At 61.7% G+C, this 13,339-nt stretch carries 12 protein-coding genes and 1 pseudogene; 3 read left to right on the top strand and 10 right to left on the bottom strand.

From position 1 onward, the window contains the following. Positions 1–62 precede the first annotated feature (62 nt). The 10 genes from THIVI_RS25510 to THIVI_RS25500 all read right to left on the bottom strand — a co-directional run bounded on the left by THIVI_RS25510 (position 63) and on the right by THIVI_RS25500 (position 10,452). Complete coding sequence (locus THIVI_RS25510; RefSeq protein WP_245537356.1) at positions 63–722, bottom strand: IS630 family transposase; 660 nt, start codon at positions 720–722, stop codon at positions 63–65. Further along, complete coding sequence (locus THIVI_RS25505; RefSeq protein WP_245537355.1) at positions 719–1,087, bottom strand: helix-turn-helix domain-containing protein; 369 nt, start codon at positions 1,085–1,087, stop codon at positions 719–721. The genes THIVI_RS25510 and THIVI_RS25505 overlap by 4 nt, the downstream gene beginning before the upstream one ends. A gap of 158 nt (positions 1,088–1,245) precedes the next feature. Then, positions 1,246–2,013 carry a type I-E CRISPR-associated protein Cas6/Cse3/CasE gene (cas6e, locus tag THIVI_RS02225; RefSeq protein WP_014777023.1) on the bottom strand — a complete coding sequence of 256 codons (768 nt, stop codon included), beginning with the start codon at positions 2,011–2,013 and terminating at the stop codon, positions 1,246–1,248. Further along, positions 2,010–2,816 (bottom strand): type I-E CRISPR-associated protein Cas5/CasD, encoded by an 807-nt coding sequence (cas5e, locus tag THIVI_RS02220; RefSeq protein ID WP_014777022.1) that lies wholly within the window; start codon positions 2,814–2,816, stop codon positions 2,010–2,012. Before cas5e ends, cas6e begins: the two co-directional genes overlap by 4 nt. Continuing rightward, complete coding sequence (gene cas7e, locus THIVI_RS02215; RefSeq protein WP_014777021.1) at positions 2,813–3,910, bottom strand: type I-E CRISPR-associated protein Cas7/Cse4/CasC; 1,098 nt, start codon at positions 3,908–3,910, stop codon at positions 2,813–2,815. Before cas7e ends, cas5e begins: the two co-directional genes overlap by 4 nt. Before the next feature lie 26 nt (positions 3,911–3,936). After that, positions 3,937–4,488, bottom strand: coding sequence for a type I-E CRISPR-associated protein Cse2/CasB (casB, locus tag THIVI_RS02210; protein ID WP_217160936.1), 552 nt, complete (start codon positions 4,486–4,488; stop codon positions 3,937–3,939). A gap of 20 nt (positions 4,489–4,508) precedes the next feature. Then, positions 4,509–6,062 (bottom strand): type I-E CRISPR-associated protein Cse1/CasA, encoded by a 1,554-nt coding sequence (gene casA / locus THIVI_RS02205; RefSeq protein WP_014777019.1) that lies wholly within the window; start codon positions 6,060–6,062, stop codon positions 4,509–4,511. Then, the gene (locus tag THIVI_RS02200; RefSeq protein WP_014777018.1) at positions 6,046–8,799 is read right to left on the bottom strand and encodes a CRISPR-associated helicase/endonuclease Cas3; all 2,754 of its coding nucleotides are present in this window, start codon (positions 8,797–8,799) and stop codon (positions 6,046–6,048) included. The genes casA and THIVI_RS02200 overlap by 17 nt, the downstream gene beginning before the upstream one ends. A gap of 366 nt (positions 8,800–9,165) precedes the next feature. Next, positions 9,166–10,041 (bottom strand): transposase, encoded by an 876-nt coding sequence (locus tag THIVI_RS24395; RefSeq protein ID WP_245537354.1) that lies wholly within the window; start codon positions 10,039–10,041, stop codon positions 9,166–9,168. Positions 10,042–10,263: 222 nt separating this feature from the next. Then, positions 10,264–10,452 (bottom strand): hypothetical protein, encoded by a 189-nt coding sequence (locus tag THIVI_RS25500; protein ID WP_245537353.1) that lies wholly within the window; start codon positions 10,450–10,452, stop codon positions 10,264–10,266. 144 nt (positions 10,453–10,596) lie between these two features. Between THIVI_RS25500 and THIVI_RS02190 the strand changes: the two genes are divergently transcribed. The 3 genes and pseudogenes from THIVI_RS02190 to THIVI_RS02180 all read left to right on the top strand — a co-directional run bounded on the left by THIVI_RS02190 (position 10,597) and on the right by THIVI_RS02180 (position 13,188). Further along, positions 10,597–11,706 carry an IS5 family transposase gene (locus THIVI_RS02190; protein WP_041447215.1) on the top strand — a complete coding sequence of 370 codons (1,110 nt, stop codon included), beginning with the start codon at positions 10,597–10,599 and terminating at the stop codon, positions 11,704–11,706. Positions 11,707–11,768: 62 nt separating this feature from the next. Further along, positions 11,769–12,431: pseudogene (locus THIVI_RS25265) on the top strand (Mu transposase domain-containing protein); the annotation flags it as partial. 109 nt (positions 12,432–12,540) lie between these two features. Continuing rightward, entirely contained in the window at positions 12,541–13,188 is a 648-nt protein-coding gene (locus THIVI_RS02180; RefSeq protein WP_014777017.1) for a hypothetical protein, read from the top strand. Positions 13,189–13,339 lie beyond the last annotated feature (151 nt).

Here is a 13,339-nt window from a genome sequence, read left to right as displayed (position 1 = left end):
CGCGGTGAATGACGGGGCGGCGGTGACATCCTATACCGAGCTAATACCAATTTTTCGTTGACTCACTCACCGACAATGGCGAAGTTTTCCGTCAGCAACGATCGTAGATCACCACGATATTGGTTCGGGTGACGAAAGAAATTTTCGCAAGCGGCTTTAAAGTCAGCGAACGACTCGAAATAGCGGTTGTAGAGCACTGTCTTTTTGAAATACTTCCAGAACCGCTCGATCAGATTGAGGTTTGGCGCATAGGGAGGGAGAAAGACCAATTGCACGCGTGATGTCTTCAAGTGCTCACGAACCGCCTTGGAGCGATAGTAGCGCGCATTGTCGCAAATCACGTGAATCACCGCCGCGTCTGGATGCCGCTGCTCGATTTGCTGAAGCAGAGCAATGGTCGAGACGGCATTGACGCTGTCGTCGAAACGCACGACGGGTTCGAGGCGCTTGAGATCGATGGCGCCGTTGATGTTGACGCGTCGCCGCCCGGTGTTGGAGCGGATCTCACGATCCTCGCCGCGCTTGATCCAGCCCTGGGCGATAACCGGATTGTGCTGCGGGTGGACCGCGTCCATGAAATAGATTGGATCGTCGACGCCCTTGGTTTGCTTGAGCTTTTCGTACTCGGCCAGGAAGGTTTTCTGTGCCTCGGGATCAGCCTTGCCGGGGATGAGCTTGGGCTTCTTGTAGACGTAGCCCAGGCGATGCAGCAGCGCCGTCATGCCGCTGACGTGTAGGCAACATCAAAGGTGTCTTCCACCCACTGGGCGACAGCCTTGGCGCTGAGATAGAGGTGGCTTTGCAGGTGTGCTTCCAAGCACGCCAATTGCGCGGCGTCGAGCTGGCACGCGCTGCCACGGAACGCCACGTGCCCCAGTGACTTCAGGCCATCCTGGCGATAGCGCTTGAAATGGTTGCGCACCGTATTCGGGTCGATCTGTAGCACCTCGGCGATTTGCTCGGCTGTCCAGCCGGTCGCGAGCAGAACCACAGCCTTGATCCGATCAGCCTCGCGTTTATCGCGCGTGCCTCGGTGGGCGGCACGCAGCTCCGCGAGTTGCTTGTCAGTGAGACAGTAGTCAGACATGGCGAAGATTCTACAGATCCGGTTGATGTGTCACAAAATGCCTGTCGGCGAAAAACTCAAATGAGAGCGGTATATCCTGAGTCGAACGGTCCGGAAGCGTTGCAGCGGCGGGCATTTTTCCAGCTGATCAAACGAAGTGCCTGCATGGTTGCTTTTTTTCAATGGTCCGTCATACGCCGCACTAGCAGCAGACCGCAGCCGAAGGCTTTGGCGGGACCGATACCGTTGAACAGGATCGGGGTGAATCGTTCCAGATCGGTCACCTGCAATTCGCCCTCGAAATCGACCGTCGACAGCGCGATCCCGCGTTTTCTGTGCATCCGATGGGTGCGATAACCATCGACGCGAAGTCTGGCCGGGTTGAACTGGCAGCCCAGGCGCTCCTCCCGCTCGCGCAGCCAACCGGCGCACGCCTCATAGGCAAGGTGGGCCAGCGATGGTCGCTCGTCCGGCGGTAGTGCCTTCCAATCCATGCGCTGTTTGGCGTCCATCACCACATCGTGCCGCTTGATCCTGTGCCTGGGTTGCCCGGTTTTCAGACCGCTTGTTCTCAGCTTCGGTGCCCCATCGCGACCGAGCACGACATCGCCAGGCCGTGCCACGGTTGGATTGGCGCGCAGCTTGAACGCCAGGCGGTCACCCAAAGTCAGCGCCGGGCGATAGTCCTTGGACTCGATGCGCCACTTTCCGCTGGTGTCGCGCGGCTCGTCGCTGGAGAGCACATAGAGCAGCGGCAGCCCATCCCGAACTTCCGCCCGGAACAGGAATGGAACCTGCGTCGGTGTCGGCTCGCGCGGCAGGTCGAAGAATTTCCACACCAGTTGATGTTGGCCATAGGGATCGAGTCCGCCCAAGGCGACAAGGTCGCTGAAATCCAGGCCAGGCCGAGGCGTCATCCGGCTCAGCCGATAGGATGCGCCATTCATGTCGCGGCTCCGGTCGTGTGGTGGGCGCGGCACTCTTCACGCACGGCGAACTGCCAGCGGCGGCGGGAGGTTGGAAGATCGCGCCGGCTGACCGTGAGTTCCTTCTCAAGACTCGTTTCAGCGTCGCTGTCCCAGCAGAGGATCGGTTTGGATTCGTCCAGGTGCCGTTTGATCGCCGAAAGATCCCGGTCGTCGATGACGCCCTTGACGGCTTGAGCAAGACCATATCCGTCAAGCGCCGCCTCAATGCCGTCCGCCGTGCGAATGCCAGGATTCAGCGGCAAGGCGAGTGGGCAAGACTTGCGCCCCAGGTAAAGCACGAACTCAGGCGCCAGCAACCGATCATGCAAGGTTTGCAGCGGGTAAGGCGCGCCCTCCCGTGCCCACAGTGCGATGCCCGCGTAGGCATCCTGTCGATAGTCGCGTCGGGACAGGATAGTGTTGAGTTCATGGCGCGGCATCCAGGTCAGTTCATCGCGACGGGTGGCGAAGACCTTCCGGTTTCTGCCGCTCCCGGAGGACGGTACCTGAGCCGTGTGATAGTCGGTGAGTGGCAAGCCCGGCAGGGTGATCTTCGCGGCCATGCCGTAGCCCTCGGCCAGTGCCAGGTGTTCCGCTTCCCACTGGCGACGCTGGCTTTCATCGGCGGTCGTGTCGGGACGGCGCAGACCCAGCGCGGCGGCGATCAAGCCCAGCACGGCGGATTTGGATGGGGCGAGATCCGCTGGCCGGGTCTCGCCCACGGCGATGTCACCCCAGGCCGAGAGCGGGCCATAGAGTTGAAAGACCAGATACTCCCTCATGCGTCATCCCCAACGCCAGCCGCCCATTTCTTGAGCTTTGTGAAATCGCCTTCGCCAGAAAGAGCATTGATGCTGCGCGAGGGTAGCGAATACTGCTTATTCTCGCTGTTCTCGCTATTTTGGTAATACACCTTGTCGATGTTATCGCGCATGCTGGTCAGCGCGTTGACGGCGCTATCGAGCATATCGCCTTCACTGACCGGCTTCATGAAGGCCAGCGACAGCGAACGGGGTTGGCGGCTGCCCTTTTCGGCCAGAACGTAATAGGCGCAGGCGCGGCTGGCGAAACTGTTCTGTTTGCCGGTGGGCGCGACGGTGGCGGCGGCCTCGATCAGGGCCTGAATGGTCCGGCTGGCGAGGTCGGGATCGCCGCCGAGGTTTTCGCGCAGCCGGTCGCAATCGATGCAGACATATTGATAGAACAATCCGGCGCCAAAGCCCTGCTCGCCCATGTGGGCGGAACCGGCGTCTTCCTCATGATCATTCAGATCGTCCACGGCGGTGAAAAAATCGTCTTCGACCGCTGCGCGGTGAACCGTGATGGCATGGGCGACCTGGCAAGCGGCTTCGGTGTTGAACGATGGGTTGTCGGCCAGCATGCGACCGAAGAGCGCGATATCGGCGGCCGTGTGTTGTTTGCGCAGCAAGGCCAATTCCGGTTCCGTGGGCGCCCGGCCCTCACTGATCAGTACCTCGGCCAAGGCATCGATGGCGCCCTCTTCTTCTGGGCTGAAATGGGCCAGTTGCTCGATTTCCAGATCATTGAGTGGCTTGTTGTCTTTTTTACTTTTGAGTTTGCCGAATTGCTTGGCAATAGCTTGCGCACATTCTCGCGCCGCTTTCTCCTTGATACCGGCGGCGACCAGCTTCTCGAAAATCTTGACGCCCTTGAGTTTCGTTCGGGTGCCCAGGTGTCCCGTCAAGGCATCCTCGAATTGTTCGGAGGCTCGCCAGGCGCGTTTCAGACTCTGGCTGGAGATCCGCAGTCGTGGGACGCCGCCCATGATGGCGCTCTTGGGCCGATTCAGATCATCGCGATTCAGGCAGGCGGGCGGATAACTGGTCAGCAGGTGCAGTTGCAGAAAGTTCGACATGGTTGGCTCCAGGAGTCTGAATCGGCTTAGGATTTAATCGGCGCGGCGGCGTAATAGTCATAGGCCAGACGGCGACGTGGGTCGTAGGGTCGCTTGTCATCCAGCGGCGACCAGTTCCAGACCGTTGCGGCGAGGTCCGCCAGATCGGCCTTATCGTCCAGCACGGCCAGCGCACGGCGCAGCAGGGTGTACAGCTCTTCGATGTCATCACAGGCCAGGATGCGGCGCAGGCGCAGTTGCGAGACTGTCGGTGTGGAACCAGCCGCTTTCGGTGTACCCATGCGGGTGGCGAGTCCCGCATCGGCGGGTGCCTTGATGCGAGCCGATAGGCCGGCAATGGCGGCAATCCTGGAGAGCGGATGGTTATGGTTGCTGACGGCATAGCCCTGGTTGCGGAGCGTTCGCAGCAAATCCACGAAACTCGGGCTCAACATGACTTCGGTTAAAGTGCCGGCGCGGCGCAGGAAGGCGCGTTCGCCTTTGTCGTCCTCCAGCCGTCGCCACCAGGCGATCAGTAATCCAAAGGATGGATGGTCAGGCTTACCTTGTGGAAATGGGTATTCCCCCCAGTCTGTCACGGCGATCTCCTTGTGAAGGTTCAAGATTTCTGGCGCTTCGGTTTCAGTGGCTTGGGTAGACCAAGGATTTTTTCTTTCAGTGGCGCACCTGCCAGCGCTTTGCCCAAGCCATTACGCGCCCGAGCGATCTGTCCAGGGTCGACGGCATCGAAATCGCCCGTCTGAGAATGTCGGTCGAATAAGAGAAAAGCCGCGGCGCGGAGCGTCTTCAACCAGCTTTCCAGGATTGGATGAGCCTGTTGATCGGTCGGCAGGAGGTCGCGGAGTTGGCGCAGATGGTCATAGAAAGCCGCTTCGGTTTCCGCCCAGAAAGCGCTTTGCACGAAACTCAAGTCACCGCGTACCTTGGTCTCGCCAAATAAGGCGGTTTTCAAGCTATTGCGCAGGTCACCGGCAACTTTGTCGGCGGTATTGACCAGACGAGTCACCAAATCCCTGAAGACAGCCTCCATGTCTTTAGAAATCAACAGGATCGGCATCCGAGCGTCATACCAGCAGCGCGCTTTGTTGCTTTTCATGTCATAACCGAACGCCCATAGATCGCCATCCATGCGCGTCAAGCTGCGAAACTGTTCAACGACTCGGGCAGGTCTGTGAACACCATCCGCGTCGCTCTCTACTAGACCGAGCCAGTGCCGGTAACCGATTCCGCCGGGTTGCGGATGCGCTGGCATGAGAGCGCCATCCTTGACGTAATGCGGACTGAGCGAATGCTGAAATCCGCTGTAATTCACGCCATAGTTTTTGGCTGTGAAATTGCGGTAGATCATCTGGGTTTCCCGGCCGCAGAGATCGCAAGCAGTTGGTTCCGTTTCCTTTGGCAACAAGCGAATACGCCGTGGTAAGGCCCAGAATTGCTGATCGGGATGGACATCGACTGGAGTCGTGACGCCCGCCGGGGGCTGCGCTTCGCTGGTCCGAGTCGGTTTCAGCCAAGGGAAGCGGTCTTGACTCAGCAGGTCTGAATCGGACGCCCCGAAAACATACCGTGATTTTTCCAGAACATTCAGCCAGCCGGTATCCCAAAGGTGCTTGCCAAGAACCAACGTGGTCAGCGGCCCACCACCGCGTAATCCAGTGCGGTAACCACGACCTCCTTCGGGGGAATCGGTTTGCAAGGAAAACAGAGCTGTCGCTGCGCAATGCGGGCAAAGCTGTTTCACCGTCTCCTGTTTGATGAAGAGATCCGTCTCGCTGTCTTCTGGGGGCGAACCGATCAACAGGGCGGAGATGGCGAATTGCTTATCCAGCTCGGTTGGACTGAAATCCTGCATGAACGCCTTCTCGCCCTCCAACTCGAAGGCATAGGCCACAGTCTCGAAGCGGGTCTTGAGTTCCGCTGGCGTTGGCGGTGTCTTGCGCCAAGTGCGCCAGGTGAACAGATCGGGCGTACAGGTGGTTTGCAGCAGGCCAATGAGGAACTGCGTCAGCGCGCCATCGAAGTCGGGGCGAGGGCTGGCGACCGCGAGGATAGGGTTGTCATCAATGGCATCGGTCAACTGCCAGGGTGCGATGCGTTGCCGGGAACCGTCGGCGCGCCGCACGGGAATCCAGCATTCAGAGATCAGATTCATCGATGACGTCTCCTGTTTCGATGCGTAAACCTGCCGTGGGTGAATAGATCACGCGGATCTCTTCGTCTTGCTGATTCACCGCCCAGCCGCGCCATTCGGCCCCAGACTGTTCCAGCGGCACGATCAGACAGTACCGGCCTTCGTCCGGCATGGATTGGCGCGCGCGCTCGATCCGGGTCGCTTCGCGAGGGCTTTCGCCCGCCACCAGACGGCGCGCGACCGTGAGTTCCGACAGCGACCAAGCGATGCCGGGGTCCGCTGCCGCCCAGGCGATCAATTCATCCTCGACGATTTTCGCGAGACGCAGGCGCACGGTCTTCTCGCCCAAGCGGGTGGTGATGTCGGCGTGCTCGTCCTCGTCGGGCCAGTGCAACCCGGTGGGGTCATAGCCCTGCTCGAAACTCAGCAGGTTGCCCCGCGCCGTGCCGCGATCCGCATGACAGGCGCCCTCGGCATCGTCCGTGATTTTTTGAAGCGGTGCCGGGGTCCGGTCATAACCCGTATCGCCATAGACGCTCTCGATAAGATCGCGTGCCTGCGCGGCGAGATCGAAGCCGCCGTGCTCAACCAACCAGCGCGCCGTCAGCCAGAGTTTCCCGTGATCGGGGTAGACCCTGGCCGCCTTGGAGAGAAACCCCTTGAACCAGTCGGCGGCGGCGTCAGGCGTCGGCTCGGGCATCAGTACGCCTAGCCGGGCGCCGCCACGCCCCTCCGTCGGTGCAAGATTCCCCGTGGCCTCGCGCGTATGACGTTGCAGGCGTCCTGCCCGCTGGACGACGAGATCGATGGGCGCCAGATCGGTCACCATGTCGTCAAAATCGACATCCAGCGATTGCTCGACCACCTGCGTGGCAATGACCAATCGGCCCCCTCGGGTCTCGGCTGTGCTGTCTGGTCCGAAACGGTGCTTGATGGTCTCGGCGATATCGAGCCGATCGCCCAGTGCAAAGCGGGCATGGAACAGGATCGCCGGGCTGTCGGGATGGTTGGCGTTCCAGGTCTGCCAGGCACCCATGGCATCCGCCACGGTGTTACGCCCCCAGACCGCGCAACCGCCGCGCTGGATGGTCGATTCCAGTCGTTGGAAGACGGCGGCCTCATCCGCAAGCGAGTCGATAGCAACTGGGCGCGAAACCGCCTCCCGCGCCTGGAGTGGCGTTTCGTCGAGATCGGTGGAATGCAGATGAGTAGCCAGCGGATAGGCGGATTCTTCGGGTTTGGTTGTCGGATAACCCGCGCCATCGGCAAAGGCGGCCAAGAGTCTTGCCCGCTGGTCGATGGGCAGGGTGGCGGAAAGGAGGATCGCCGACCCGCCGAGCCCGGCATGAAAGCGCAGCAGGCGGGCGAGCAGTTCGCCCATGTAGCAGTCGCAGGCGTGAACCTCGTCCACCACCAGAATCTTGGTGGAGAGCCCCAGCAGGCGTAGCGATTGGTGCCGCAGCGGCAGCACCCCGAGAAGGGCTTGATCCACCGTCCCGACGCCGAAATCCGCGAGCAGCGCCTTCTTGCGGCTGTCTGCAAGCCAGGCGGTGCTGTGCTGAGAGGCCGAAGGTTCCTCGTGCTGGGGGTCGTAACCTGCATCGCGCCGCCGCAGGGCATCCAATTTGGTCTTGGTCGCGGCGGCCGAATGCGCGAGCACCAGGGAGGATTCGCCGGTCGAGAAAAACCCTTGCCAGGTCTCTTGGTCATGACCGGCATGCCGTTTCCGCAGTCGGTCGAACATGGCGTCCGCGGTGGCCATTGTCGGCAGGGCGAAATAGAGGCCGAAACCCCGGCCTTCGGACATGAGACGCGCGGCCAGCGTGAGTCCGGCTTCGGTCTTACCGCCGCCTGTCAGCTCTTCCAGGATGAAGAGTTGTGGCCCCGGCGCGATGGTGACGGAATTCGCCCAGGTCTGGAGTGGTGTGAGCGCGGACGCGAGATGGGGAAACAAGCCGGCGAATGTGGCCTGTTTGGCTGGAGACGGTCCGAGCAAACCGCTTTCGTAGACCGCCTGTTCGGCAGTCGGGAGCGCGACGGTTTGCCAATAGTCTTCCAGGCTCCGTTCCGGATGCTGATAGTTGAACCAGCGGGTATTCGACCCGAGCCAGTCGCTGACGACGGCGAAACCGGCAACCAACCACGAGGCTTGCTGTTGTCGCTCAGCCCCGCCGGGCGCCGGTTCGGGCAGGCACCAACCGATGGGGAACAACAATTTCCTTGCATCGTCGACGAATTGCCGAACATCGGCGAGCACAGCCGGGCGGAACTGACGCTTGAGAATCGCTTGTGTCGGCAGGTTTTTCGGCGGACGGCCATGATGCCCCGCGACAGCCGCCAGCCAGGGTCGCAGCAGATCGCTTTCCAGATCATCGCTCGCATCGTGCCCAAGCCAGCCGGGCAGCGATTCCATGCCCAAGGCATAGCCCAGCGTGTCATGGCGCACGTCGTAAGCGACTCGTGCCGCTTGCCCTTGAAGCTCGCCTGGCAGATCAGGCCGCAACGCCTGAAAGCCATCCCCGAATTTGCCGATGTCGTGCATCGAGAGGAGAAAAATCAGCCATTGCGACAGCGCGGCGGGGTCGAGTCCGGACAAGACGGCTATTTTTTCCAGCCAAGCCGACTGATGCCGCAGAAGCACCTGACCGCAAGCCGCCACATCCAGGCAGTGATAAGCCAGTGGGTGCCATTGCACGCCTCCCTCACCCGCCGAATCCGCCTTCCCCCAATAGCGAAAATACTGTGCCGTGAACTCCATTCTCCGTGGCTCCGCTGCATTCGCATACGTATCGACGCGATAGTAACTCAGCACGCGCCGGCATGATCGCTTTCTTGAGCCACCTCAGCAATTCTCATTTTGGCGTAGGCGCCCGCGTGCGGGCCTGCGGTTTTGCTTGCGAGCGACGGGGGTTGGCAACCCCAAAGCTTTTGGCGGTCCATGTCGCCCGCAAGCGGGCTCCTACGATGGCGGATGACGCCAAAACGAGAATGGCTAGGAGCCTGTCCGACTTAGATCGGACGTAGCGTCGAAGCCGCTCTGGAGGCTGAGACTCGAGGTGGCTTTCTCTTCAATGGGCCAATGAATGGCGGTTTTTCACGACATCGACGCCATTTCACGCTGTTTTTATGGATTTAAGGCGAACAGACGCTTCAGGTTCCAGCCCAAACACACGAGCGTCCACTCGCCTTGAACGGCACGCCGCCCCCGCAGCAAGAATTGGCGGAAGCCCAAGACGTGCTTGAGGATGCCGAACACGGGTTCCACCGTCGCTTTGCGTTTGGCATACAGCTCCTTGCCGGCACGGGTGCGCAGGCGATGCTGAACCGCCTGGACCGGGGTGGGCGTGGCAGGCGGCGCGGGATCCGCCGCGAAGCGTTCGGCCAACGGCGGATTGTGGGTCTGACGACTCGCCGGCATCAGTGGTTCGATCGCGACCGCGTGGCAACGGTCAATATTCACGGCGCTGTGATAGCCGGTATCGGCCAACAGCAGCTTAACCTGGCCGAGTGGGGCAGGCAGGGCCTGCAGGCGCTCAATGGCCGTCGCGATTTCCAGCTTGTCGTTGGTGTGCTGAGTGACATGCTCGGCGACGATCAAGAAGGTCTCGACATCCACGCTGGCTTGGGCGTTGTAGGCTTGTTCGAAGCCTCCGCCGGACGTCGGCATGAGACGCGATTGCGCATCGGTGAGGCTGACTTGATCCTTGGCGCGCGGACCGGGGGTGGGTGGCGCGGGCGCGTTGCCCCGTGGCGGTTTCCCGCACGCCTGCGTGGCGGCCTCGCGCGCGGCGAGCTTGCGTTCATACTCAGCTTGCTCGTGCTCGAAACGCACCTGCGCGCGGGCCGCCAGCTCTGTTTTGGCTACCGCGATGACCGCCAGCCGCTGCTCGCGTCGCGCCAATTCCTCGGGAATGTCGATCGGTTCGGCCAGCGCCGCTGGCTTTGCCGGCCGCGGCGCGTTGCAGCAACGCCGCCACCTCGCCTTGGAGTTGCTCCTCAAGCCGATTGGCGTAGGCCCAACTCAGGGCCTTATGCTTGCTGGCATTGGCCTTGATTTTGGTACCGTCCAGGCTGACCGTCCCGAGCTTGAGCAACCCCATCGCCTGCGCCCAGCGCAGGATCGCCACGAACAGGCTCGCCAATTCGGGCAGAAACCGTTGGCGGAAATCCGCGATGGTGCGGTGTTCAGGATGGATATTGGCACAGATGAACCGACACGCGATCAAGTCATCGGTCGCTTGCGCCAGTTTGCGGCTGCTATAAGCCCCGTGGCATACCCATAAAACAACAGCGCCACCAGCATCGCCGGCGGATAGGGCTGGGAACCGGTGCCCCGGTAAGCCTCGACCAGCACACGCAAGTCCAACTGTTCGGGTTGTTTCAGGAAAACCCCGCGCCGACCCAAGCTCACCCACGATCTCAGAATCAGAGGGATAACGGTCTGATGCGGGTAAAATCATCTTACAAGGTTGACGGATGTTACCTGAGAGGGTGTAGACAAAAATAATTGAGCTGCTATTTGTATACCAGTCTACAACTGAGCTGGTGTGCGCTGATGTCGAAAGCTGGTCGTCCCCCCAAGATTCACGAGGCGGAGCAAGCGGTATTGCGTCAAATTGTCACGGATCGCCCGACCTCCACGCTGTCAGAGATTGCCCGGGAACTCGCGGCACGGACGGGAATCGAGGCTCATGAAGCCACGATTCGCAAGTCCTTGCGGGAGGCGGGCGTCACGCGCCTCCGGGGCGAGAGTGGTCTCGAGGCGCAAGCGCGCGCAACGCCGCGTCGGTATGGGTATACGGATGCGCATCGTCGCCACGACCCCGACCAAAGCTACCCAAGTTGTCTGACCGATGCGGAGTGGGACTTGGTCGCCGCTCTCTTTGAGATGCCGGGCGGGCGGGGTCAACCGCCCCGCGTGTCGCGCCGGAGCATCCTGGAGGCGTGTTGCTACGTGGTGCGCACGGGGTGCGCGTGGCGGATGCTGCCGCACGATTTCGCGCCTTGGCAGAATGTCTACAAGACGTTTCGCCGTTGGAGTGCGGCTGGGAAGTTTGAGCAGATGCATGATCGACTGCGGGGGCAATGGCGCGAACGCGAGGGGCGTGAGATCGCGCCGACGGCGGCGGTGCTGGATGCGCAATCGACCCGCGGCTCGCCGCAGGGTGGACCGAGCGGCTTTGATGCGGGCAAGCAGGTCAAGGGGCGCAAGCGCAGCCTGGTGGTCGATACCTTGGGGTTCGTGTTGGCGGTGAGCGTGGTCGCGGCCAATCTTCAGGACCGCGATGCCGCCTCGGGCGCCGTCGCTGACGCGGCCGCCAAGTACCCCCAGATCAACACGCTGTTTGTCGATAGCGCCTACGCCGGTCAATTTGCCCAAACCACCGAGCAGACCCACGCGATCCGCGTGGAAGTCGTGCGCCATCCAGCCAACAAAAGCGTTGGCTCCTGGCACGTGGACGGGGCGCCTGACCGAGTGGTGATCGCCAACGCCGACGGCTTCGTTCCGCTGCCGAAGCGCTGGGTTGTCGAGCGCACCCATGCGTGGAATGAGCGTGCCCGTCGATTGATCATGCATCATGACCGTCTGCCAGCGGTCTCCGAAACCTGGGTTTGGCTGGCGGAGGCGCGCATCCTGCTGCGGCGGTTGACCACAACGGTTTGATTTTGTCTACACCCTCTGAGATGCCGTTTGTAAGCCGGACAGACTCCTAGAGTGTCCCCGCCGTCTGGGCTGGCAAAGTGGTGTCGGTGCGCCTCACCGCCGCGACCCTGCGCATCGTGGCTGACGCTCAGATGGTGGCCGAGCATGTCCGTTGCTTTGGTCGTGAGCAGTTGATTTGCAACCCGTGGCACGACCTGCCAATCCTGGAGCGGAAACCGGGTGCCTTGGGTCATGGAATCCCCTTCCAGGCGTGGGATTTACCAATGGCCATCCGGATCGTGCGCGACCGCCTGCGGAAGTCGCCCAAGGGGGATCGGGCGTTCGTCGCACTGGTGCTCCTGGCGCGTGAGTTGGGACAGGAGGCGCTAGAGGTGGCCTGTGAGCTAACCATCGAGACGGGCGTCATCAGCGCCCCGGTCGCGAGCAACGCCAGGCGCCGACTGGCCGCGCCCACACGTCCCGCCGTGCTTGAGAGTCCTTCCAGCCCCACGCTGCGCCGGAACCGCTGGCCGATTGCGCGCGCGACGCCAGCTTGCGGGAGGTCCGTCATGGCCATTGATCGCCTCAGCAAACTCAACGCGCTCCACCTCGACGGCATGGCGATGGCCTGGCGCGCATGGCAAGCGCATCACCTCGATTGCCTCGCCCATCACGGCGACATCCTCGAAACCGGCAACGACTCCTACCGCTTCAAGCAACGCAAAAAGGCGACTCAGACCACCTGAAATGCCCCAGCAACTGGAAAACATTCGATGTTGATCCCTGGTCACTTTTGGATGGTGATTGACAGAAAACGGCATCTTGCACGCCGCTCTACCACCGGGAATCGAGACCTTGAAGGCGACGGTCCAGTGCCGTGAGACGGAAAGCCGCATCGAGGACGGGCGCCTCGCCATCCAGGTGGGTGAGTACGCGCCGCAAGGCTGCGTGGTCGACGTTAGCTGGACGCTGGATGCGAAGGGATGGCGCGCGGATGATCCGACCTCCTGGCTCGGGCCTGACGGCTACTGGCTGCATGCCACGGATGTCATGCCGCGCCTGGACTTGGACACCGACCGAATCGCACTTTCACCGAGGAGCTGGCATCGGCGCGTTCCAGGCTCGGAGGCGATCCCTCCGCCTTACCCCGCCGCACTGGCCAGCAATTGGCGCTGGATCGTTCACATCGATGGGCTCGAGACCGAGCAGCCGGTTCGCCGGGGCAAAGTCAGTGCTCCGCTGGACTTCGCGGATGTGTGGCTGCCGAAGCTTGAGCGCTCCGGCATGGGAGCGCTCGAACGGCTTCGCGACCCGAACCGGCAAAATACCTCAGCCTTTGACGGTTGGACTGTGCTCGAACGATCGGCGGAGGACAACGGCTGGCGAAACAGGCAACCGCGACCTGTGACCCCGACTGAACTCCAGTCGGGGGGCGCTGTCGGCCAACGGCGGGAGACGGCTAGGAAAACCGACACTCCAACCCTGATGAGCCGCAAGCGGTGAGAGATCTCTCTCGATGCGATGGGAGCTGAAGAGCGCTGCCGTCGAGTTCAAGGCGCTCAGCGGCTGGAATCAGCGATCAGCCTCACGCAGGGCCTTCCAGCGCTGATCGCGCTCGGAGCCTTCGCGTATTCGCTCAGTGGAATTCCCGCAT

This window comes from Thiocystis violascens DSM 198 (assembly GCF_000227745.2).
Taxonomy (GTDB): domain Bacteria; phylum Pseudomonadota; class Gammaproteobacteria; order Chromatiales; family Chromatiaceae; genus Chromatium; species Chromatium violascens.
The sequence above is the reverse complement of the archived record's forward strand: the minus strand, read 5'-3'. Positions and strand labels throughout refer to the sequence as shown.

Excerpts from the sequence above, each read along its gene's own strand:
- THIVI_RS25510 (WP_245537356.1), bottom strand. The coding sequence starts at position 722 with ATGACGGCGCTGCTGCATCGCCTGGGCTACGTCTACAAGAAGCCCAAG.
- THIVI_RS25505 (WP_245537355.1), bottom strand. The coding sequence starts at position 1,087 with ATGTCTGACTACTGTCTCACTGACAAGCAACTCGCGGAGCTGCGTGCC.
- cas6e (WP_014777023.1), bottom strand. The coding sequence starts at position 2,013 with ATGAATGGCGCATCCTATCGGCTGAGCCGGATGACGCCTCGGCCTGGC.
- cas5e (WP_014777022.1), bottom strand. The coding sequence starts at position 2,816 with ATGAGGGAGTATCTGGTCTTTCAACTCTATGGCCCGCTCTCGGCCTGG.
- cas7e (WP_014777021.1), bottom strand. The coding sequence starts at position 3,910 with ATGTCGAACTTTCTGCAACTGCACCTGCTGACCAGTTATCCGCCCGCC.
- casA (WP_014777019.1), bottom strand. The coding sequence starts at position 6,062 with ATGAATCTGATCTCTGAATGCTGGATTCCCGTGCGGCGCGCCGACGGT.
- THIVI_RS02200 (WP_014777018.1), bottom strand. The coding sequence starts at position 8,799 with ATGGAGTTCACGGCACAGTATTTTCGCTATTGGGGGAAGGCGGATTCG.
- THIVI_RS02190 (WP_041447215.1), top strand. The coding sequence starts at position 10,597 with ATGTCGAAAGCTGGTCGTCCCCCCAAGATTCACGAGGCGGAGCAAGCG.